Origin of the sequence: Streptomyces sp. x-80 (genome assembly GCF_046549095.1) — a bacterium.
GTDB lineage: Bacteria > Actinomycetota > Actinomycetes > Streptomycetales > Streptomycetaceae > Streptomyces > Streptomyces celluloflavus.
The window spans coordinates 25,485-46,127 of record NZ_JAJPWM010000036.1; the positions used below are offsets into that span (position 1 = coordinate 25,485).

Annotated in this window: 18 protein-coding genes and 3 pseudogenes; 9 read left to right on the top strand and 12 right to left on the bottom strand. The window is 70.6% G+C overall.

Features of this window, described 5'->3' with window-relative positions; all coding sequences use genetic code 11:
* Positions 1–793 precede the first annotated feature (793 nt).
* Both ACLJWH_RS39470 and ACLJWH_RS39475 read right to left on the bottom strand, forming a co-directional pair.
* Entirely contained in the window at positions 794–1,771 is a 978-nt protein-coding gene (locus ACLJWH_RS39470; RefSeq protein ID WP_411146645.1) for a peptidase, read from the bottom strand.
* Between the two features lie 672 nt (positions 1,772–2,443).
* Positions 2,444–3,304 carry an alpha/beta fold hydrolase gene (locus tag ACLJWH_RS39475; RefSeq protein ID WP_411146646.1) on the bottom strand — a complete coding sequence of 287 codons (861 nt, stop codon included), beginning with the start codon at positions 3,302–3,304 and terminating at the stop codon, positions 2,444–2,446.
* A gap of 203 nt (positions 3,305–3,507) precedes the next feature.
* Between ACLJWH_RS39475 and ACLJWH_RS39480 the strand changes: the two genes are divergently transcribed.
* From ACLJWH_RS39480 to ACLJWH_RS39490, 3 genes are all read left to right on the top strand, one after another.
* Positions 3,508–3,906 (top strand): VOC family protein, encoded by a 399-nt coding sequence (locus tag ACLJWH_RS39480; protein WP_411146647.1) that lies wholly within the window; start codon positions 3,508–3,510, stop codon positions 3,904–3,906.
* Positions 3,907–4,129: 223 nt separating this feature from the next.
* Entirely contained in the window at positions 4,130–4,315 is a 186-nt protein-coding gene (locus tag ACLJWH_RS39485; protein ID WP_411146648.1) for a hypothetical protein, read from the top strand.
* 338 nt (positions 4,316–4,653) lie between these two features.
* A complete protein-coding gene (locus ACLJWH_RS39490) occupies positions 4,654–5,340 on the top strand; it encodes a hypothetical protein (RefSeq protein ID WP_411146649.1) in 687 nt (228 codons plus the stop codon).
* An 81-nt stretch (positions 5,341–5,421) separates the two neighbouring features.
* Here ACLJWH_RS39490 and ACLJWH_RS39495 read toward each other — a convergent pair whose 3' ends face one another.
* Genes ACLJWH_RS39495 through pqqA form a run of 7 tightly spaced genes read right to left on the bottom strand, consistent with a single transcriptional unit; the run spans position 5,422 to position 11,738 of the window.
* Positions 5,422–7,317: a discoidin domain-containing protein gene (locus ACLJWH_RS39495; protein ID WP_411146650.1), complete on the bottom strand. Its 1,896-nt coding sequence runs from the start codon at positions 7,315–7,317 to the stop codon at positions 5,422–5,424.
* 5 nt (positions 7,318–7,322) lie between these two features.
* Complete coding sequence (locus tag ACLJWH_RS39500) at positions 7,323–8,525, bottom strand: glycoside hydrolase family 105 protein (protein WP_411146651.1); 1,203 nt, start codon at positions 8,523–8,525, stop codon at positions 7,323–7,325.
* The gene (gene pqqE, locus ACLJWH_RS39505; protein WP_411146652.1) at positions 8,522–9,718 is read right to left on the bottom strand and encodes a pyrroloquinoline quinone biosynthesis protein PqqE; all 1,197 of its coding nucleotides are present in this window, start codon (positions 9,716–9,718) and stop codon (positions 8,522–8,524) included. The genes ACLJWH_RS39500 and pqqE overlap by 4 nt, the downstream gene beginning before the upstream one ends.
* Positions 9,715–9,972 carry a pyrroloquinoline quinone biosynthesis peptide chaperone PqqD gene (gene pqqD / locus ACLJWH_RS39510; protein WP_411146653.1) on the bottom strand — a complete coding sequence of 86 codons (258 nt, stop codon included), beginning with the start codon at positions 9,970–9,972 and terminating at the stop codon, positions 9,715–9,717. Before pqqD ends, pqqE begins: the two co-directional genes overlap by 4 nt.
* Entirely contained in the window at positions 9,969–10,646 is a 678-nt protein-coding gene (gene pqqC, locus ACLJWH_RS39515) for a pyrroloquinoline-quinone synthase PqqC (RefSeq protein WP_411146654.1), read from the bottom strand. Before pqqC ends, pqqD begins: the two co-directional genes overlap by 4 nt.
* Positions 10,643–11,569, bottom strand: a complete 927-nt coding sequence (gene pqqB / locus ACLJWH_RS39520) for a pyrroloquinoline quinone biosynthesis protein PqqB (RefSeq protein WP_411146655.1) — start codon at positions 11,567–11,569, stop codon at positions 10,643–10,645. Before pqqB ends, pqqC begins: the two co-directional genes overlap by 4 nt.
* A 10-nt stretch (positions 11,570–11,579) precedes the next feature.
* Positions 11,580–11,738 (bottom strand): pyrroloquinoline quinone precursor peptide PqqA, encoded by a 159-nt coding sequence (pqqA, locus tag ACLJWH_RS39525; RefSeq protein ID WP_411146656.1) that lies wholly within the window; start codon positions 11,736–11,738, stop codon positions 11,580–11,582.
* A gap of 613 nt (positions 11,739–12,351) precedes the next feature.
* Here pqqA and ACLJWH_RS39530 point away from each other — a divergent pair.
* The 4 genes from ACLJWH_RS39530 to ACLJWH_RS39545 all read left to right on the top strand — a co-directional run bounded on the left by ACLJWH_RS39530 (position 12,352) and on the right by ACLJWH_RS39545 (position 15,678).
* A complete protein-coding gene (locus ACLJWH_RS39530; RefSeq protein WP_411146657.1) occupies positions 12,352–13,530 on the top strand; it encodes a PQQ-dependent sugar dehydrogenase in 1,179 nt (392 codons plus the stop codon).
* Between the two features lie 299 nt (positions 13,531–13,829).
* Positions 13,830–14,408, top strand: a complete 579-nt coding sequence (locus ACLJWH_RS39535) for a methylated-DNA--[protein]-cysteine S-methyltransferase (RefSeq protein WP_411146662.1) — start codon at positions 13,830–13,832, stop codon at positions 14,406–14,408.
* Between the two features lie 187 nt (positions 14,409–14,595).
* Entirely contained in the window at positions 14,596–15,366 is a 771-nt protein-coding gene (locus ACLJWH_RS39540; protein WP_411146658.1) for an alpha-ketoglutarate-dependent dioxygenase AlkB family protein, read from the top strand.
* Positions 15,367–15,453: 87 nt separating this feature from the next.
* Positions 15,454–15,678: a DUF2277 domain-containing protein gene (locus tag ACLJWH_RS39545; RefSeq protein WP_411146659.1), complete on the top strand. Its 225-nt coding sequence runs from the start codon at positions 15,454–15,456 to the stop codon at positions 15,676–15,678.
* Between the two features lie 22 nt (positions 15,679–15,700).
* On the opposite strand, the gene ACLJWH_RS39550 is transcribed toward ACLJWH_RS39545, so the two are convergent.
* Positions 15,701–16,651, bottom strand: a complete 951-nt coding sequence (locus ACLJWH_RS39550; RefSeq protein ID WP_411146663.1) for an endonuclease/exonuclease/phosphatase family protein — start codon at positions 16,649–16,651, stop codon at positions 15,701–15,703.
* 144 nt (positions 16,652–16,795) lie between these two features.
* The gene (locus ACLJWH_RS39555) at positions 16,796–17,413 is read right to left on the bottom strand and encodes a flavin reductase family protein (protein WP_411146660.1); all 618 of its coding nucleotides are present in this window, start codon (positions 17,411–17,413) and stop codon (positions 16,796–16,798) included.
* Between the two features lie 477 nt (positions 17,414–17,890).
* Here ACLJWH_RS39555 and ACLJWH_RS39560 point away from each other — a divergent pair.
* Together ACLJWH_RS39560 and ACLJWH_RS39565 are read left to right on the top strand one after the other, a co-directional pair.
* Positions 17,891–18,079, top strand: a pseudogene (locus ACLJWH_RS39560) (recombinase family protein); the annotation flags it as partial.
* A gap of 236 nt (positions 18,080–18,315) precedes the next feature.
* Positions 18,316–19,188: pseudogene (locus tag ACLJWH_RS39565) on the top strand (recombinase family protein); the annotation flags it as partial.
* A 1,365-nt stretch (positions 19,189–20,553) separates the two neighbouring features.
* On the opposite strand, the pseudogene ACLJWH_RS39570 reads toward ACLJWH_RS39565, so the two are convergent.
* A pseudogene (locus ACLJWH_RS39570) lies at positions 20,554–20,643 on the bottom strand (IS5/IS1182 family transposase); the annotation flags it as partial.

Here is a 20,643-nt window from a genome sequence, read left to right on the forward strand (position 1 = left end):
GTCGCGGCGGCTGCCGCTCCGACTCACGCTCCCGTCCAGCCGGTTACCCGGGCCGCGGACCCCCACTGGGGCCACCACGGTTGGGGACACAACGGGTGGGGGCACCATGGCTGGGATGGCTACGGCCACCGGTGGCACCACGGCATCGGCTTGGGCCTTGGACTCGGCTTGGGCCTGGTTCTCTGACCGCAATCCGGACAGCCGCCATGCGGCGCGCATGAGCGCTCGACTACTGCCCGGCTAGCTGTCCACTGACCCACTTCTGGGGCCGGCGCCGTTCCACCGCCAGGCTCCGCCTCTGGGTACGACGAAGGCCCCGATCAACCCTGGTCGGGGCCTTCGTTGTGCCGGGGATCAGTAATACGTGTGCACGCTGAAGACGCCGCGAGTGCCCCGAGTCCTACTCCCGCACGCGCGGGGACCACACCTGGAGGCGGCCGGCGGAGAGCACCTTCAGGGGACCACCCCCGCACCCACGGGGACCACCAGCCGCCACCTGCGGTTTCACCACCGGCTGACGCGGGTTCTGGGCACATTCAGAGAATCGGACCAACAGGGTCTGGCGGATACGTCTGCCCCTCCCCCACCCGCCCCGACCAGCAGAGCAGGTACGCCCGAGCCAACCCGGAATGCATGCACCGGCCCTATCCCTGGCCCGGCCAGGGCGCGGGTCGGGTTCCGGACTCGGCGGCGGGCCGGCCTCAGCGCAGCAGGAACAGTGATCGGCGACGATGGGGGGGCACAGCCGGACGGCTGTGCCCCCGTTCACCGCGGGTACAGGTGCGGCAGCATGTCAGGCGTTCTGGGCGCCGTTGTAGACCTGCCAGGCCGCGTCGCGGTAGTAGGCCCAGTAGGCGTCGCCCCAGGAGCCGAAGTAGCTGGCGGTCTGTACGGCCGAGCCGTCGGACTGGTAGTTGACGACGAACGGGCCGCCGCTGGCGCCGCCCGAGAGGCCGCCGCAGACCTTGAGGCTCACGCCGCCCTGCTGGGAGTCGTAGGGTGCGCCTTCGCACCAGACGGCGTAGTCCTTGTCGCCGGGGATGCCGAGGGCGTGGGCGTAGTTGTGGGAGTCCCAGTTGAAGCCGATGCCCGTGCCGCCGACCACGTCCTGGACGTGCCGGCCGTCGTTGCCGCCCGTGCTCAGCACGATGAAGGCGTTGTCGCCGCCGGGGGACTTGTCGTCCACGCGCCAGCCCATGGAGCGCCAGTTCCACCAGCCGTGGGGGGCGTTACCGCGGTCGTAGGTGGGCGCGAAGCGGAAGTTGGTGTAGGTCTGGCCGGTGTCGATGTCCATGACGCAGTGCCGAGCCGTGGCGAGCACGTCGTGGTTGTTGCTGTTGACGACGTTGGCGGTGCAGATGTAGTCGCCCTTGCCGGGGACGCTGAAGACCAGCCGTCCGACGGTGGACCAGACGCTGGTGTCCGCGGCGGTCTTGGTGTTGGCCGCGGCCTTGGCGCGCAGGTCCGGCTTGCCCTCGGGAGCGGCGGCGGGGACGAGTCTGGGCTTGCCCGGCTTGGCGTCGGGTCTCTCGGCCGACTGGGCGGCCTTCGGCTTGGGCGCGACGAGTGGCTTGGCGTTCTTGATGCGCTGCGGCGTCCAGTAGGCGTCGGTCTTCGCGTCCGGCACCTGGTTGGTGGCGGTGGCGACCGTCGAGGGCGGGGCGGTGCGGGCGGGGGCGGAGCCGGCCGGGGCCGCGTTGGCGGTGGTCTGGCCGAGGACGACCACCGCCGTGGTGGCCGCGCAGACGGCGGTCAGTGCTATTCGGCGCATGAGTTTCCCTGCTTTCCGTACGGAAGAGGATGAAGCGAAAGGAGATACGAGCGGAAGGGATACGTACTGGAACGCCGTGAGTATCAGCAGAGTTGTGCAACTTCCGATAAACGAGCGATCAACGCCGTGAACTGCACACACCTGATTGCCGGTTCAGGCTGACTGGCTCATCGGTCGCCGCTGTCTGGAGCCCGTACGAGGTGGTGGCGGCAGGGGGTCGGCGTCGGTGACCGAAGCCCCGTGGGCCGAAGTCCCGTGGGCCGAAGGCGCTTTGGCGCGATGGGGAGTGCTGGGTGGCGGACGGGCTCGTCGGGTGCGGGAGTCGTCCAGTACCTGCGGGTGGGGCGGGGAAGGTGTGGGTACCGGCCTGCCCCCTGGGACCGTACGGACGGCACCGGCCCGTCACCCGATTCGCTCGGTCTCGCAGGCCGAGTCACCTACCCGCCCTGCCGGTTCTACGGCGCGGTCGAAGAGGTCCTCAACGGTCCACGGCTGACAGCCGGGACGGCGGGAGGGGGAGAAGGAGAACGGGGCGCAGAGGAGACCCCCGCGCCGCCCGTAGACGTGCCCCGCCCCCGTGCGCTGTCACGGGAACGGGGCCAGGTCCGAGTAGCGCCAGCAGCTCGGACAGTGACGGGAACCACGGTACGGGCGACCACTGACAACGGCGGGTCAGCGAGGGGCGGAGGTGTGGGAGGTGTGGTGGAGGAGGGCCGGTACGACGGTGTCCCAGAGGGACGGCGGGAGCTCGTGGCCGGTTCTGGGCATGATCAGCAGTTCGGCTCGCGGGAGGCGGCGGCACAGGGCTTCGCCGTGGGCGAGCGGGAAGACGGGGTCCTGTGCGCCGTGCACCACCAGTGTGCGGATGGCGATCTCGTCCAGGCGGAGGCCGGTCAGCGCGCCGAAGTCGATGACGAAGTGGTTGGTCAGGCACGAGGCGAGGTCGCGCGTCCGGGCGACGTCGCGGGCGGCCAGGGCCCGCACGCCGGCCTCGTCGTAGTGCGGTGAGCCGCCCGCGTAGATCCGCAGCAGGCCGACGATGAACTCCACCACGGCCGCGGGGTCCGCGGGGTCCGGGCCGCCGGCATCGACGTAGTCGGTGAACTCCTTCGACATCGGTGGCAGGTCCGGGCCGCCCGGACTGGTGGAGACCAGGGTCAGGGACGCCACCCGGTCGGGGTACCGCTCCGCGGCCAGCAGCGCGATCCCGCCGGCCATCGACCGCCCCACGAGATGCGCGTAGTCGATACCGAGGGCGGTAAGGATGCCGATCGCGTCGTCCGCCATATCGGCCAGCGTGTACCCCGGCCGGCCCGGCGGGTAGCTGACCGATCTGCCGGTGTCCCGGTTGTCGAAGCGGATGACGTACCGGCCGCCGGACGCGATCCGCTCGCAGAGTGCCTCCTCCCACCACAGCATCGAGGCCGACGCACCGTGGATGAGCAGGATCGCCGGATCCGCTGGATTGCCGAATGCCTGCGTGCAGAGGTCGATGCCGTTGGCCTCGATGGTCTTCTCGGCGCTGTTCGCCATGCGTACGCTCCTTCTCTGGTGGGGACCAGCCTGCCCGGACGGCGTGCCTGCCGCGTCCGGCGCGCCGGACGGTGGGGTGTGTCGTGGCGGCGCGTCGCGAACAAGGCGGTGCGACGCCGCGAACGACAGGCCGGCAGGGCATGGGGAGAGACGGGCCCGGCGGTCCGTCCGGGTGAGGGCGAGGGGAAGGGTGACGAGGGCTGATGACGAGGGGTGGCGAGGTGGCGGCAGGCGGGCCACGGTGCGTGCTGGCGACGGTGGTCGTGGACTGTCCGGACGCGCAGGCGCTCGCGGACTTCTACCGGCGGCTGCTGGAGTGGGAGGTGAGGCGGAGCGAACCGGACTGGGTGCTGCTCGGGCCGCCGGAGGGCGGCACGGGGATGTCGTTCCAGTCCGAGCCGGACCATCGGCCCCCGGCGTGGCCGGAACGGCCCGGGGAGCAGCAGAAGATGCTGCATCTCGACATCCGCGTCGACGATCTCGACGAGGCCGAGGCGTACGCGGTCGGGCTGGGTGCGACGCGGGCCGGGCACCAGCCGCTGGATGACGTACGCGTCCTCTTCGACCCCGCGGGGCACCCGTTCTGCTTCTTCGTCCCGTGACCGCTCGCGCTCCGCGCCCGGTCACCGCCCCGTGGCGCGGGGCCGAACGCGGAGCGTGTGGGACTGAACACATGAAGGCAGGGCAACCGGACCGAATGCCCGATGATCTCCGCAGGTCAGAGAGGTGAGAAGGCGTCAGGGCCGCAACCGGGCTGCGTGCCGGGGGTGTTCGGCGGGCGCACGGGACGGCGCATTGTCAGTGGCTGCCCCTAGCATGTCTCACATGTCCCCAACTCCTTCTGCCCCTACAACTACGGTCGTTCCGGCCTCCGAAGCGAACGAATCGATCCGGCGTTTTGTGCGCACCCGGCGCGGTGCGGCGTGGACGGCGCAGGACATGGCGGAGTACGCGGCACTGCTGGAGGTCTGGACGCGCGCGGTGCGTAAGCCGGTCCTCAAGGCGGCGTAACGCGCCACGGCGATGCCCGGACAGGCGATGCCCGGACAAGCGACGGGCGTGGCGGGGTGCGGGTCCACCGACGGAGCCGGGGTCGGGATCGGGGCCGGTCCGCAGACTCCGGCGGACCGGGCGGTGCCCGGAGAGCGGCCGGCCAGGGGTTCCGCCAGGGTGTTGCCCGGCGGCTGCGTTAGCCGGACGTTAGGGAAGCGATCGGCCGGGCGTTAGTGGATCAACAGTGGCTCCGCCCAGACTGATGCATGTACAGCGCACGGAGATGGCCGGAAAGACACCGGGTCTCCGAAAGCCACCGAACCGTCATGCAGTCGCCTGCGTGCAAGGGGGATCCCATGTCCTGGAAGAACGCCGCCACCACTGATACCGCCGTCGGCACCACCACCGCCCGCTCGGCGGTCCGGCGGGGGCGCCGGATCGCCGCCGCTTCGCTGATCGCCGCCGCCGCACTGTCGCTGACCGCCTGCCAGAACGGTCAGGACGGCCTCAAGGCGAGCCCGGATGCGTCCAGCCCCGGCACTCCTGGTCGGGCGCCGTCCGACGAAGCTCCGGCCACACCCGCCAAGAACGGGTCCGACGGCGGCGGCAAGTCGTCGGAGGGAGGGCAGGGCCACGGGGGCAGTGCGGGCGCCACAGGTGGCGGCAGTGGTGCGCGGCACACCGAGGCGAGCGGATCCGGTGCGGGGACGGGGTCCGCGAACGGTGGCGGGTCCGCGTCCCGGGGCAAGGGCGTGCGCGGCACCTGGGAAGGCGTCCTCTCGTACCTGGCACCGGGCAAGCTGACGGTCACTCCGGCGTCCGGCACCGAGCAGGCGTTCTTCGTCGGGCCACAGACCAGGACCCTGGGCGCCGCCGGGATCTGCGCCGCCAACGGCAACGTCACCGTGGACAGCCACGGCTACGGCACCTCACCGTGCACCGAGGCCCAGTTGGAGAAGGCGTCCAAGATGAGCGCCATACGGGTCCGGGTGACGGTCCGGGACGGTGTCGCCACCGAGATCGCGGAGCGCTACCACCCCTGAGCACACGCCCCGGGCGGGCCGTCACGGCCCGCCCGGTCGGCTGCCGTCGCGGAAGCCCCCGTCCGCGGCGGCAGCGTCGGATCAGGATGCCGGACGGCCCGCCCGGCCGCCCGGGGCCGCAATCGGTGTCGGTACCCGGGCCGGTGCCGGTGTTGCCGATGCCGCCGCCCGGGGTGCCGCCGGGGTCGCGTAGGCAGTCCCGAGCCAGCTCTCGTCGATGCGCAGCCGCCGGTAGCGCTTGGTGTCGGTGGCGGCCGCGTGGGTGCTGAGGACTTCCAGTCGCAGGTGGCGGGTGGTGGTCGCGGGAAGGTCGATGAAGGAGACGCCGCGCCGGCTCGGGAGGGTGCCGCTCGCCACGGGGCTCCCCCAGTGTCTGCCGTCCTGGCTGACGTACACCCGGTAGTCCTTGATCCGCGCGGACTGTTCGGTGTCCGAGCGCGCGTAACTGACCGAGTCCTCCCGCTGGTTGAGGCCGAGGTAGCGCACCTTCCGGGCGGCGCCGAGGTCATAGTCCAGGGAGACCGGCAGGGTGCGGTCGTTGTCCCAGTACGTCAGGTAGTCGCCGTCCGCGGCCGCCGCGGCGGGGTGTCCGCTCGCCGCGGCCCCGGCGCTCATCGTGTACGAGGAGGCGGGCAGGATGCCCTGGCGTCCCGCGGTGCCGACCTTGAAGACGGTGTCGTACGGATCCCAGTCGCCGAGGCCGGTCAGGGTGAGGTGGCCGCCGGACTGGGTGAAGGGGATCCGCGCGCCGGTCCGCAGGTTGGTCACTTCGGCCACCCGGTATCCGTTGTCGCGCAGCCGGAGGGTGGGCGTCGACGGCGGGGTGATGACGTGGACGTAGTGGCGGTCGGGGTCGGTGGCGCTGACGGTGGTGACGCCGTGCGCGCCGTCGTTCCAGAAGCCGGGTGCGAGGCCGCCGTGGAGGTAGCCGCCGCCTTCGGTGCCGTGCAGGGACTCCCAGATGGTGTCGAGATAGCCGTCGGCGAAGGTGTTGAAGGCTTCCTGTTTGGCCGGGAAACGGCCGTTGACCTGCGCGGTCTCCGCCATCAGGGCCTTGATCGAGGAACCGGCGTTGGTGACCAGGCGGCCCAGGGTGAGCTTGCGGTCGACGTCCGGGTCGGATCCGTCGTACCACCAGGCGCCGGTGGCGGGGAGTTTGAAGTCCGCCTCGGTCAGCCGGGGTGCGGCGGTGTAGATGGCCTGCGGATAGTCGTAGGACGGGGACATTCCGGTCTTCTGCTCATTGCTGATCATGTCCATGATCGGCGTGTCCTCGTTGTTGTTGCTGAGGGTGTAGTCCGGGCGCTTGCTGTAGATCTGCTCGTAGAGGTGGTGCGTCAGCCAGTAGTCGTTGTCGTTGTCGATCCAGAAACCGCCCAGCCGGGGGTAGCGGTCCATGACCTCGAAGAAGTTGTCGTAGGAGAACTCGCCGAAGCCCTCCCGGGTGGTGAGGTCGATGTCGCGGCCCTTGTGGCGGGAGTAGCCGGCCGAGTCCAGCCATTCATGGCCGCCCTGGTCGTGCCACTGCGGGTCGTCGGTCATATAGAGCATGACCTTCAGACCGCGGGCACCGGCCGCCGTGATCAGCTCGCCGAGGAAGTCCCGTCGGGTGTGGCAGCTCCCCGGGATGTCCGACGGCCAGGGCCTGGCGTAGCCGAGCCGGCTGTGGAAGGTCGCCAGCACCAGGTACTGAGCGTGCAGCTTGCCGGCCTCCCGCACCCAGTAGTCCGGATTCCATCCGCCGTCGGTGACGTCCTTCTCCCAGCCGGCACAACTGGTGTGCTGCGGCGCGGTCCGCTCCCCCCAGTGGAGGAAGAGCCCGGAGACCGAGCCGCGCAGAAACTCCTGGCGCGGGTGCTGGAGATCGGCGTGTGCCGTGCCGGGCAGCGCGAGCGCGCCGAACAGCAGGGCCAGTACGGCCAGGAGCACCGTGGCCGCTTTGGTACGCGGAGCCGCGAGGGCCGTCCCTCGTCTCATGTGCGTCACCTCGCCCGCAGTTGTTCCGACATGATCAGGAAGGCGCCCAGACCGTGGAAGTCGTTGGTGGCCCGGGAGCGGTCGATGTAGTAGGCGTAGTCGCCGACATTGGTGCCGACGGTGATACCGGTGAGGTCGGTGCGCCCGTCGGCGCCGAGCGAGACGCTGTGCAGCACACCCGTGTACGCCCGCTGGGCGACCTTCGCGTAGTGCGGGTCCAGATAGCCCTGCTGCGCCCCACGGGAGAGCGCGAAGGCGAACATGCTCGTACAGGAGGTCTCGGTCCAGTTGCCGGGGCGGTCCCCCTTGTCCATGACCTGGAACCAGCGGCCGCCCGCCGGGTCCTGGGTGCGCTCCAGGCCCGCCGCGAGCTTGCGCAGGATGCCGGTGAGCCGGGCGCGGCGCGGATGGCCGGCGGGCAGCGCGTCGAGCACCTCGACATCGGCCATGGCGTACCAGCCGACGGCACGGCACCACTGTTCGGGCGCCTGTCCGGTCTTCGGGTCGGCCCAGCCGGCGGTCCCGGACTCGTCGTAGGCGTGCCGCAGCAGTCCGTTCGGGCTCTGCAAATGCGTCCCGTAGACGTCGAGCTGGCGGGCCGCCTCGTCATCGGCGGAGGGCGCGTCGCCGAATTCCCTGCCGTATTCGACGAGGAAGGGGGTGACCATGTAGACCCCGTCGCCCCAGAGCTGGTGTGCCCTGCTGCTCGTGGTGGCGTGCCAGAAGCCGCCGTCGGCGGTGCGCGGATAGCTGTCCAGGCGCTTGCGGATCTTGTGTGCGGCGATCCGGTAGCGGTCCGCGCCGGTCTCGTGGTGCAGGATGACCAGCAGCCGACCGGCCTGCATGCTGTCCAGGCTGTTGAAGCTCTGGCCGATGTTGCCGGCGCTGTCGACGAACCGGTCCACGTACTCCTTGAGGTAGTCGAGATAGCGCTGCTGATGGGTGCGCAGGTAGACGAGGTACTGGCCGTAGAGGTAGAGGCCGACCGGGTAGGACCAGCCGCCGATCGTCTCCGGCGTGTAGCGGGCGAGGGTCGAGTCGGTCAGCGCCACGGACCAGTCGGTGGCCGCGCCCGGCCGGGCGGTTGCCGCCTGCCGCGAGGGGGTGCCCGGCTCCGGACGTGCCGCCGCGGCGGGCGGGCCGGGGAGCACGAGGGCGGCGCAGGCGAGGAGCGCGGCGGTCAGCGCTCCGCGGAATCCGGCGTTCATACCGCTCCTTCGGGGGCCGTCGGGGCCCCGCGGGTGCGCCGGGCGGGCTTGCGCGGCAGGCCCAGGCCCGCGGGTGCCCCTTCGGGCGGGGCGGCCACGAGGTCGCGCACGAGGGCGTGGTCCGGGGACAGCCGGCAGGCCGGGTCGGTCGCCGCGGCGTCGCCGGTGAGCGCGTACGCCTGGCAGCGGCAGCCGCCGAAGTCCTGCTCACGCAGCGCGCAGCCGCGGCACGGTTCGCGCATCCACTCCGTGCCCCGGTAGCGGGTGAAGGCCGGGGAGTGATCCCAGATCCAGGCCAGCGGCCGGTCCCGGACGTTCGGGGCGTCGAGTCCGGGGAGCACGGCGGCGGCCGGACAGGGCAGCGTCGTTCCGTCGGGGGTGATGGTGAGCGAGACGGCTCCCCAACCGCCCATACAGGGCTTGGCGTTGCCGTCGAAGTAGTCGGGGACGACCCAGACCAGCTCGGGCCGTCCGGCGAGCTCGGCGCGCCGGCGCCGCACGGTCCGCTCCGCGCGGGCAAGCTGCTCGCGAGAGGGCAGCAGTTCGGCGCGGTTGCGCAGCGCCCAGCCGTAGAACTGGGTGTTGGCGAGTTCGATACGGTCCGCGCCCCAGGCCGTCGCGAGATCGATCAGCTCGTCCAGCGCGTCGAGGTTGTGGCGGTGCAGGACGACGTTGAGGCCGAGCGGCAGCCCGGAGTCCCGGACCAGGGCGGCGGCCCGTTCCTTGGCGGTGAAGGAGCGGCGCCCGGCGATCCGGTCGTTGGCGCCCGGGTCGGCGTGCTGGACGGACAGCTGCACGCTGCGCAGTCCGGCGTCGGCGAGGCGGCCGAGGCGGTCGCGGCCGAGGCCGACGCCGCTGGTGACGAGCTGGGTGTGGATACCGGCGCCGTCGGCCGCCGCGACGATCTCCGCCAGATCGGTCCGCAACAGTGGTTCCCCGCCGGAGAGATGGGCGCTGACCACGCCGAGAGCGGCGGCCTGGCGCAGTGCGTCCGTCCACTGCTCCGTCGTCAGCTCGGCTGATCTTCGGGTGAGTTCGAGTGGATTGGAGCAGTAGGGGCAGTGCAGCGGGCAGCCGTGGGTGAGTTCGGCGAGCAGGGCCCAGGGGCGGGGCGGCAAGGGCACCTCAGGGGGTGCGGCGGGGCTCGGCACGGGCTCCGGCCGCGTCGGCGGGTGCTCCCCGGGCGCGGTCATCGCAGCCAGCCTTCGGCGCGTATCCGGCCGAGGAACGCCGGCACCTGGGCCGCCACCGGAGCATCCGGGTACCGCAGGGCCAGCTCCGCCACGATGTCCGGCACGGCGCGCACCCCGTCGCACAGCCGCAGCACGGCGCCCGCGCTCCCTTCGAGGACGACGACCCGCTCCGGCAGGAGCAGCAGATCGGTGTCACGCACCCGGTCGTGGCGCAGCTGGACGGCGGGGGCCAGGGCGGGGCACCACCGCGTCATGGCCGCTCCCCGCGCTCGACGGCGTCCAGCAGCGACCAGAGCACCTGGCATTTGAAGGTCAGCGCGGCGACCGCGAGGTCCTGTTCGGTGTCGGTGCGCGCCCAGTCCAGGACGAGGGCCAGCGCTTCCTTGCTGTCCCGCCGCCCCTGGGCCTGCCGGCCCCGGAAGTAGGCGAGCCCTTCGGCGTCGATCCAGCCGTAGTGCCGTTCGAAGGCGTCGATCCGGGTGCGCATGATGTCCGGGGCGGACAGCTCGGTGAGCGAGGCGGCGACCGCCTCCAGCGGGGAGCGCAGCCGGCAGAAGTTGACATAGCCGTCGACGGCGAGCCGTACGCCCGGCAGCACGCCCGCCTCGTCCAGGAGCAGTGCCCGGTCGAGTCCGGCCGCCTCGCCGAGCCGCAGCCAGCGCTCGATGCCGCCCTCGCCCTCCCGCTGCCCGTCGTGGTCCTGGATCCGGCGCAGCCACATCCGGCGCAGCTCCGGCGTGCCCAGCTTCGCGGTGATCAGGGCGTCCTTGACGGGGATGCAGCGCTGGTAGTGGAACCGGTTGCGGATCCAGCGGCGCAGCTCCTCCGGCGTCAGCTCCCCCGCGTGCATACGGAGGTTGAAGGGGTGCCGGTCGTGGTAGCTGTCGCGTGCCACGGTCCGCAGCCGCTCCTCGAAGGGCGTGCTCATAGGGCGATCTCCATGCCTTCGGCGGCCACCGCGAGTCCCTGTTCCGCCAGCCGCTCGTGCTGCGGCGCTCCGGGGTCCACGAGGGGGTTGGTGTTGTTGAGGTGGGTGTAGAGGCAGCGGGCGGCGAGCGGGGCGAGCCGGCGGGCGGTGCCGGCCGGCCCGTCGATGGGCAGATGGCCCATACCGGTCGCGGTCCGGGTGGAGAATCCGCTGCGGCGTGGTTCGTCGTCGTCCCAGAACGTGCCGTCGACCAGGACGCAGTCGGCGTCGGCCAGCGCGTCCTGGAACGCGTCGGACCAGGCGGCGAGCGCGGGCGCGTAGACGGCGGTGCCGCCGGTGCGGCGGTCGTGCAGCCGCAGGGCGACGACCCACGGTTCGGGGCCGGCGTCGGGTGCGGGTCCGGGTCCGGCCGGATCGGGGGCCGCGGCCGCGTAGCGGGGGCGTTTGGCGGAGACGGGGACGGCGCTGATCTCGACGTCGGACCCCTCGCTCAGCGGAACGGGCCGCGCGTCCAGCTCCCGCCATACGAGGTCCGCATACGGCGTGAGGACGGCGTCCAGGTGCGCTTGTTCGCACAGCGCGGCGCGGACCCGGCCGGTGGCGAGGACCTCGATGCGGTCGGCCTCGCGGAGCCGTGCGATGCCGAGGGTGTGGTCGAGTTCGGCGTCGGTGAGGACCACGCCCGTCACCGGGGTCCGGCGCGCGGCGGGGCCCGGGTGCAGGGCGGCCGTGCTCTCGATCTGGTCGGCGATATCGGGGGTGGCGTTGATCAGATACCAGTGGTCGTCGTCGGCTCGTACGGCGAGCGAGGCGTGGCGGCGGCGCCGGTCGGGATGGGCGCGTGCCCCGGCACACCCGGGGCACGCGCAGTTCCACTGGGGCAGGCCGCCACCCGCCGCGGTGCCGAGCACCCGCAACAGCATGGCGGGGCGGTCAGCGGGCGTTCAGGGAGTAGGCGGTGACTTCGAGCGCGGTCTCGACGACCGTGTAGTCCGGGGCCTGCCAGGCGGTCTGCTCACCGTGCGGCGCGGCCGGGCCGGGGGTGTGCGACGGCTGCGAGTTCCGCGGGGGCTGCTCCATGGCGTCGTTCATGTGGGGTCCAGCCTTTCGTGTGGGGGTCGGTCGCGGTCGCACGCCCCGCGCCCGTCCGAGGGTCGTCGCCCGCCCGGTGGCGGGGAACGGCGGACCGGGACGGCCGACGCCGCCCGGTCCGCGGAGGGAGCGCGTTCCGCTTTCGCGGACGTCGGCCCGGTCCGCCGACGGCCCGGGGGCGCCGGCCGCCGGCGGATCGCCGACCATGTTGCGTGGCGGTGCGTTGTCGTAGCGTTGCCGTGCGTTGCACGGTGTTGCTTTGCAGAATCCCGAGCTTGGGGGGCGCGGTCAATGGGGCGGGACAAAAATGATCCGACCTATGGAGCGATCACACCTCTGCGGCGAACTCCCCACAATGGCAATCCGCCTGTTCACCCCGCACTTCAGCAGCATCTGCCACGACACACACCCGGACCGAAGATCTTCGGAGGCCAACTCGCCCCGACGCGCGGGGAGATACGTCCTACCTTCCCGTCCCTTGACCCCTGCCCATGGGCGCAGTAGTTTCCGGGCCGGACCATTAGGAAACTTTCCTATCAGCCTGGCGCCGCTGATGCCCGCCCCCGAGGGAACACCCCGTCACATCTGCCTGACCGGAGGACCCCCCATGCGCATGCGCACCACCACAGCCCGGCACGCCTCCCTCACCGCGGTGACCGCCGCCGCCCTGGCCACCGGCCTGCTCATCGCCGCGGCCGGCACGGGCGGCGCCGCCACCGCCCCGCACCGTGCCACCACGAGCAAGACGAACAGCGCCACCGGAGGCGCCGCCGCAGCGACGGACCGTGCGGCCGCCGGCTCCGCGGCACCCGGCCTCACCTCGGTACCCGGCTCGATCAGGACCATCTCGTCGGGCTGGTCCATCCCGTGGGGCCTGAGCTGGCTGCCCGACGGCTCGGCCCTGATCACCGAGCGCGATACGTTCAAGGTCTTCACCCTCGCCCAGGACGGCACGAAGAAGGAGATCGGCAAGGTACCCGACGTCGTCACCACGGGCGGCGAGGGCGGTCTGCTGAGCATCGCCGTATCGCCGTCCTGGAAGACCGACCACTACGTCTACCTGATGCACACCGCGTCGGAAGGCAACCGCATCGCGCGGATGACCTTCAACGGCGGCAAGCTCAGCGGCTACAAGGTGCTCGTCGACGGCATCAAGAAGAACAAGTACCACGACGGCGGACGCCTCAAGTTCGGCCCCGACGGCTACCTCTACGCCACTACGGGCGAGGCCCAGGACGGAAAGCTGGCCCAGGACAAGTCGTCGCTCAACGGCAAGATCCTGCGTATGACCACCGACGGCAAACCGGCCCCCGGCAACCCCTTCGGCACGCTGCTCTACTCCTACGGCCACCGCAATCCGCAGGGCATCACCTGGGATGCCCAAGGCCGCCTGTGGGAGGCGGAGTTCGGCGATGCCAAGTACGACGAGCTGAACCTCATCGAGCCCGGGAAGAACTACGGCTGGCCCACCTGCGAAGGCACCTGTTCCGTCGCCGGGATGACCAACCCCAAGCAGCAGTGGCCGGTCAGTGAGGCGTCGCCCAGCGCGGTCGCCTACGCCGACGGAGCGGTCTACATGGCGGCGCTGCGCGGCCAGCGTCTGTGGCGCATCCCGGTCGACGGCACCACCGCCGGCACCCCCAAGGCGTACTACACCGGCGACTACGGACGGCTGCGCACGGTCGAGGCCGTGCCCGGTACGAACTCCCTGTGGCTGACCACCACCAACGCCGACAACAACGGCAAGGCCGGGCCCGGCTCCGACAAGGTGTTCCAGGTCGATCTGAAGTAGCAGCGGTTCGGTCTGCCGTTGGCACCGGTTCCGCACGAAGCCCGTACGGCGGTGCGGCGCGCTCTCGGCGCGCCGCACCGTGGCGTCCGGTGGCGCACCGTGGCTTCCCCCGACGGACCGGCCGACCGCCCACCGTGACGTCCGATTTCCGCCAGCCGGGCCGCCCCCGGGCCCGCAGACTCGAAGAGAGCCCAGGCGACCGCCGGAGCCGACCACCAGGCAACCGACCGCGGCAGCGCGGACCACGACCGGGCCGCCGCGCACAAGGACGCACCATGACCCACCACCCGACCACGACGATGACTACGACTACAACTACGACCACTGCCGGTGCCACTCGCACCGGCACCACCCGCACCGGCACGACGATCATGACCGCGACCGTCGACAGCCCCGTGGGCGAGCTGCTGCTGGTCGGCGAGGAATCGGCGACCGCACCGGGCGGCCTCGTCCTGACCGCCCTCACCATGCCCGAGCAGCGCGGCGCCGCCCCCGTACGGATGGGCCGGCGGCACTCCCCCGGCCTCTTCGCCGAGGCGGTCCGGCAGCTCGACGCCTATTTCGCGGGCGAGCTGACCCGCTTCACCCTCACCTTCCGCACCACCGGTACGGAGTTCCAGGAGCGCGTCTGGCAGGGCCTGGAGGCGATCCCGTACGGCACCACGACCACCTACGGCGAGCTCGCCGACACCCTCGGCGTGCCCCGTGGTGAGGTGCGCGCCCTGGGCGCCGCGATCGGGGCGAATCCCCTGCCGATCCTGCGCCCCTGCCATCGCGTGATCGGCGCCGACGGCACGATGCGCGGCTACGCGGCGGGCGTCGAGCGCAAGATCACGCTGCTGACGCACGAGGGCGCCCTGCAACCCACCCTCGGCTGAGCGGCCGCCCGGCACCCGGCGGCCACCGCCCCTCGGGCGTCTTGGCCCGGACCGCCGCCCGCGTGGCACGCTGAGATGAGCAGCGGGACGCGAGCGAACGTGACGCGGCGGACCGGTACCCGGCAGAACGGGACGAGAGCGACGGACGAGAGCGACGGACGAGAAAGACGAAGCGGGTGAGTCACGTATGAGCACACCACTCCCCGGTTTCGAGGACTTCGGGGGATCCATGGGTTCCGCACCCCCCGGCGAGGGCCCCCGCGATAGTTCCGGCGCGGGCACCGGCGGCCATGCCGACCCGGCGGCCGTCGGCCACGCCCCGGGCCGTCGGCAGCCGGCTCCCGGCGCCGTCCACGTCCCCGGCTGGCTGACCCTGGCGCAGCAGCGCGAACTCGTCGCCGCCTGCCGCGGCTGGGCGCGCGGCCCGGTTCCGATCCGGCACACCAGACTCCCCCGCGGCGGCACGATGTCCGTCCAGACGGTGTGCATCGGCTGGCACTGGCAGCCGTACGCGTACACCCGCACCGCCGACGATGTGAACGGCGCCCGGGTCGCCGCGTTCCCTGACTGGATGGTCGGCTTGGGCCGCCGCGCGGTGGCCGAGGCGTACGAGGACGCGGCAGCGGGTGACCGCTACACGCCGGACACCGCGCTGATCAACTTCTACGACGGCCAGGCCAGGCTCGGCATGCACCAGGACAAGGAGGAGCGGTCCGACGCGCCGGTGGTCTCCCTGAGCATCGGCGACACCTGTATCTTCCGGTTCGGCAACACGCGGACGCGTACCAAGCCGTACACCGACATCGAGCTGGCCTCCGGTGACCTGTTCGTCTTCGGCGGGCCGTCCCGGTTCGCGTACCACGGGGTGCCCAAGGTCCGGCCGGGCAGCGGCGACCCCGCGTGCGGCCTGGCCGGCGGCCGTCTCAACATCACGATGCGGGTCACCGGGCTGGGCTGAACCGCGCCGCCGCCGCCCACGGGCGCGGCCGCGCCGCACCCGGGCCCGGCGCCCCCGCGTCCGGCCGCCGGGAGGGAGACTGTAGGCATGTGCCGAAGCATCAAGACCCTCCGTCCGCCCGTCACGCCCGAGGTCACCGAGGAGGACATCCGGGCCGCGGCCGTGCAGTACGTGCGCAAGGTCTCCGGATTCCGGATGCCGGCCGCCCACAACCGCGAGGTGTTCGACCACGCCGTGGACGACGTGGCGGCCGCGACCCGGGAACTCCTCGACGGCCTGCATGTCCGCGGCTCCACCGCCACCCGCCCGTGACCCGCTCGCCCGGCCCCGCGGGTCACCGGTCGAGCAGCGCCTGCACCGGCAGGTGATCGCTCGGGAACCGGCCGTGCTCGGCGAAGGTGTTGATGGTGGCGCGGCGGGTCCGCACCCCCGGTGAGGTCAGGATCCAGTCGACCCGGTCGCCGTCCGGAACCAGGGGCCGGTAGCCATGAAAGGTGCCGTACTGCGCGCTGCGCCGCTCGGCCGTGTCCCAGCTGTCCACGAGGGTCCCGCCGCCGAGCATCGCGTCGTAGACGGGGTTGTGGTGCGCCGCGACGTTGAAGTCCCCGGTGACGATCCGGGGCAGGGCGGGATCCAGGGCGGCCAGCCGTTCGGTGATCAGCGCGGCGGACCGTTCGCGCGCGTACTGGTGGGCGTGGTCGAGGTGGGTGTTCAGGGCGTAGCACTCGCCGCCCGCGCGCAGGTCCCGGAAGCGGACCCAGGTCACCATCCGGATGACGGTGTTTCCCCAGGTGGCCGACCCGATCAGGCGTGGTGTACCGGACAGCCAGAAGTGGTCGTACTCGACCGGTACGAGTCGGTGTACGTCATAGAAGAGCGCCACGAACTCATCCCGGCTCCCGCCGCCCCGCCCCGTCCCCACCCAGTCGTACCGCGGGCCGAGATCCGCCGCGATATCGCGCAGCTGTCCGTACAGCCCCTCCTGCGTCCCGAGCAGGTGCGGGGCCTCGCGGCGCAGCAGCGCCCGCATCACGGGGCGGCGCTCGGCCCAGGAGTGCGGCGGGGTGTCCGCCGCGTACCGCAGGTTGAAGGTCATCACCCGCAGCCCCCGCCCGCGGCCGGCGGCGTACGCGGGCCCGGCTCCGTACGCCGCCACCGGCGCGGCCACCGCAGTGGCGGCCACCGCAGTGGCGGCCGCCGCCCGTAGCGCGGACCGCCGGCTGACCGGCGCCGCCGGAGCGGAATCGGGGTGATCTTCCGGTGCGGGAGCGAGGGCGAGAGCGATCACGGCGACTCCAGGGATCCGGTACCCGGCGGGCGCCGGCGACCGCCGGCGCCCGTCCTCCCAGAGTCCCGGATACCGCGATGAGCCGGAAGCGACCTCCGGGCGAAGCCGATCGGAACAACCGGCCGGCCCCGCTCCTCCCGCTCACCGGGCGCCGGCGGGGCCCTGCCAGTCCGCGTGCCGGATCCGCGCCAGCTCCCGTACCTCGCCGAGCGTGCCCCACTCGTTCTTGCCGAGCCGCGACAGGGGCCGCAGCCGGGTGATCTCGGGGTGCCCGTCCACCAGCACGTCCTGCGACACGGCCGCGTGCACCACCCGCCCGAACACGACCGTCGAGTCACCGATCCCGAGCGTGCTGTACGCCTCGCACTCCAGCGCCACGGGCGAGGCCGCGACCCGCGGCGGCCCGACCCGCAGGCTCGGCTCGGCGGCGATCCCGGACGCCTCGAACTCGCTCGTCCCGTGCGGAAAATCGACGGCGGATTCGTTGATCTGCTCGAACATCTCCTCCGGCGCGAGGTTCACCACGAACTCCCCGGTGGCCTCGACGTTCCGCAACGAGTCCTTGCGGCCGACAGAGGTGAACTGCACCACGGGCGGCGCCACGCTGGCGATGGTGAAGAACGAGTGCGGGGCCAGGTTCGCGACTCCGTCCGGACCGATGGTCGATACCCAGGCGATGGGGCGCGGCACGACCACCGCGGTCAACAGCTTGTAGAACTCGTTGCGGGACATGTCAGCGGGATCAAAGTCGATGCGCATGGTGATCAGTGTCCATGAGCGAAACCGCGGATTCTACAAAGGATCCACGGCACCGCCCAATCGCGAGTTCGACGGAAAGTGCCTGGTATCGGGACCATCGAGCACCAGCAGCCGACACCGTGCCAGCCACCGCCCTCGCCACGGCTTGGGAGGACTTCGAGGTCCCCGCCCACACCCGCGGCGGACAAGTCACCCTCAACCTCCACGACCACTTGGCCTCGTACGTCCCGAAGCGCCCCGGTGCCTTCCTCCGCATCTCCTCCGACCGCTTCGGACTGGAGACCGGCGTGGACCGCCGGCTTGAGGACGCCGAAGACAGCCGGGCCCGGCTCCGCTGGGGGCCGTTCGTCAAGGTCTACAAGGAGAACGGCACCTCCGCCTTCAAGAAGCGCAAGATCACCAAGCCCGACGGCACCCTTCGACTGGGTCGTCCTGCGACCCGAGTTCCGTCAACTGCTCGCCGACCTCGCCCTCGGCGTGATCGACGGCGTCATCTTCTACGACCTCGACCGGCTCGTCCGTCAGCCACGCGACCTCGAAGACCTCATCGACATCGCCGAGTACGTCCAACGCCCCGTCACGGGAGCCACCGGCGGGCGGATGCACCTGATCAACGACAGCGACCGTCACATGGCCCGCATGATGTGCGTGATGGCGCTGAAGTCCTCCGAGGACACCGCGCGTCGCGTCGCCCGCCAACATCTCCCGGCTGCCCAAAACGGCGAGGCCCAAGGGCGGATCGCCCACGGATGGATCCGCAAGGGAGAGCGTAAGGGGCAGCTGGTCGCTGAAGAGGCCGATGTCGTCACCCGCATCTTCCAGGGCTTCCTGGCCGGCGAGTCCGCCTACAGCATCGCCAAGGCATTCAACGTTGAGGGAATCGAGATCCGCCTGCCGCGAAGACTTGGTCCGCCACCATGGTCGCGAAAATGCTCCGCAATCCGCGCTACGCGGGCATGGTCTCGTACGCAGGCAGACACCGCGCCAACGCCGTCACGGCAGGTGATGGTTGGAGCCTGGTCCTGTCCGACGAGCAGGGGCATCCTTTGCTGGGGTCGTGGGAACCCATCGTCGCTCCCAAGGTCTGGTCGCAGGTCCAGTTTGAATGGCAATCTCGGCGACAGAAGGCCGGCATCAAGCCGGGCGAGGCCGGTGTGACGCCGGTGGTCCGGTACTTCCTCTCCGGCATTCTGCGTTGCACCAAGTGGCAGCGTGGTCTCATCGGGCACCGTTACACGCAGCGCAGGACCGGCAAAATCATCCGTAACTACGTGTGCCCACCGTCCGATCGAGGCGGGTGCGGAGGCACCGCCATCTCGGCACCGACTGCCGACCAGGCGATCGAAGAGGCTATGACCGTCTGCCTCCGCAACCAACTGGAGTGCGCGAAAACCGAGCTGCACCAGTCTGCATCCAACATCGCCGACCGGCAGGCGCAACTGGACCAGGAGCTCGCACGCAAGGGCGACCTGATTCGCCGTTGGTCCGAGGGGACGCCTCAGAAAATCGAGCTAACCGAGGAGGACTACTCCACCATGCTGGCCGCCATCAACCGCAAGATTTCGGTGCATCGGGAGAGCATTGAGGCCGCGGAGGGCATACCAGCTCCTACCGTTTCGCCGGACGAACTCCTCAAGAATTGGACAGCGGGCACTCTCCGCCAACGACGCGCCATCGTCAAGCACTATCTGCACTTCATCGCAGTAAAGCGGCCAGCGCCTCGATCCAAGTACAAGAGTTCTCAGCCCGTGAGGGAACGTATGACTCCCCATTAGAAGCAGACTGCAGAGCTGGCGGCTTAGCGATGAGTCGCCCCAGAATCCTGGGGCGCCTCATCCTTGACGATTGATGTTCATCAACATTCCACGCACGCGAAGCGCCTCGTGTTCGGACACCCTCGGGCTGGCCACAAGGAACCTCTCAATCCAATCATCCAGGAGACCTACCTCCGCCTTGGCCGCACGCTCACTATCTCCAACGACTCGCGCCTCGACACCATCCCGCTGCACAAATATCTCCCCTGGACCCGAAAGATCAACGCGATCTTCTACGAAGATCGTTGTCTACCGTTCACTTCCAGCGCATCCACCCGCCGGTCGCAGTCGTGGACAGTAGATGGGAATTCCGGCCCCACCAAACCGATTTGATTTAGCTGATCCGTCGCGTACGGCTGGGACATTGGGCGCGGCCACGACACAGGAAACGTTGCACATCGTCCGCAGCCAGATGTTCTCGAACTGGAATGAAGGCCCTTGGCAGACACGTGGCCCGGCGGCAAACATACAGGTCAACGGCTTGGGCTCGTTGGCGGCGAACGAGCCCAAGCCGAACCGTGCTGACTTCGTGCTGACTTCCGCTGCCGTCCCTTCCGGTCCGGGCGGTGGCGTTGCACTGGATCGGTGCTGGTTTCCGGCGCTGAAGCGTGGAAGCGCGGACAGACCAGGACCGCGACTCGCCGACCCTTCGCTGTGTGCCGCCTCGCCCCCAAGACCGTCTCCCCCGCTAAGGCCGGCCGCGACGGGCCCACGAAGGTAAAGAGACGTTGCAGGGGGCCGTTTGGTGTGGCCGCGATCCGTCCCTATCGTGTCGCACTCCCGCCCTACGGAAGTGGACAGCTATGGACCAACCGACGTGGACCGTATCGACCCTGGCCGGCTTTCTCCGGAAGTCCGTCTCATGTGTTTACGACAATCACGAGAAGCAGGCCATACCAAGCTTCCGCATTGGACAACAACTGCGGTTCCGGCCCAGCGAGGTAAAGCACTTGCTGGAAAGCGACTGCCGCGACCAAGAGGCTTCATGAACGCCAAGTACAAGGAGACGGCCCGGGGCAGGCTGGCGGTGGGCATCATCGAGCGCTGAGGCCGTGGGACCTGACCAGCGCGTTCGTTTCTTTCGGCGCTGTCAGGACCTTCCCTGATTACACGGCGGAAAGTACCTGAACTCTCCCTGGGACAGACGTGAAAGTCCCTGAAAAGTCCCTGGGATTTCCCCATCAGGAGTGCTTCCCGATCGTTCTTCGCAGGGGCATGAACACGATCATCTACCTCGCGTGGGCCCATTTGACCGCCGCTCTGCTCAGCACGGTGTCCTGGCCGAACTCAGAGGGCATTTGATCTAGGCAGATTGCCCTTTCTGCCCTAGTAGGTCCCTCGCCAGGTAGGGGTGGCTTCGTCCGTTATGCGCTTGGCGAGGTTGTCGATCGACGCGATGTGGATCATGGCTTTGGA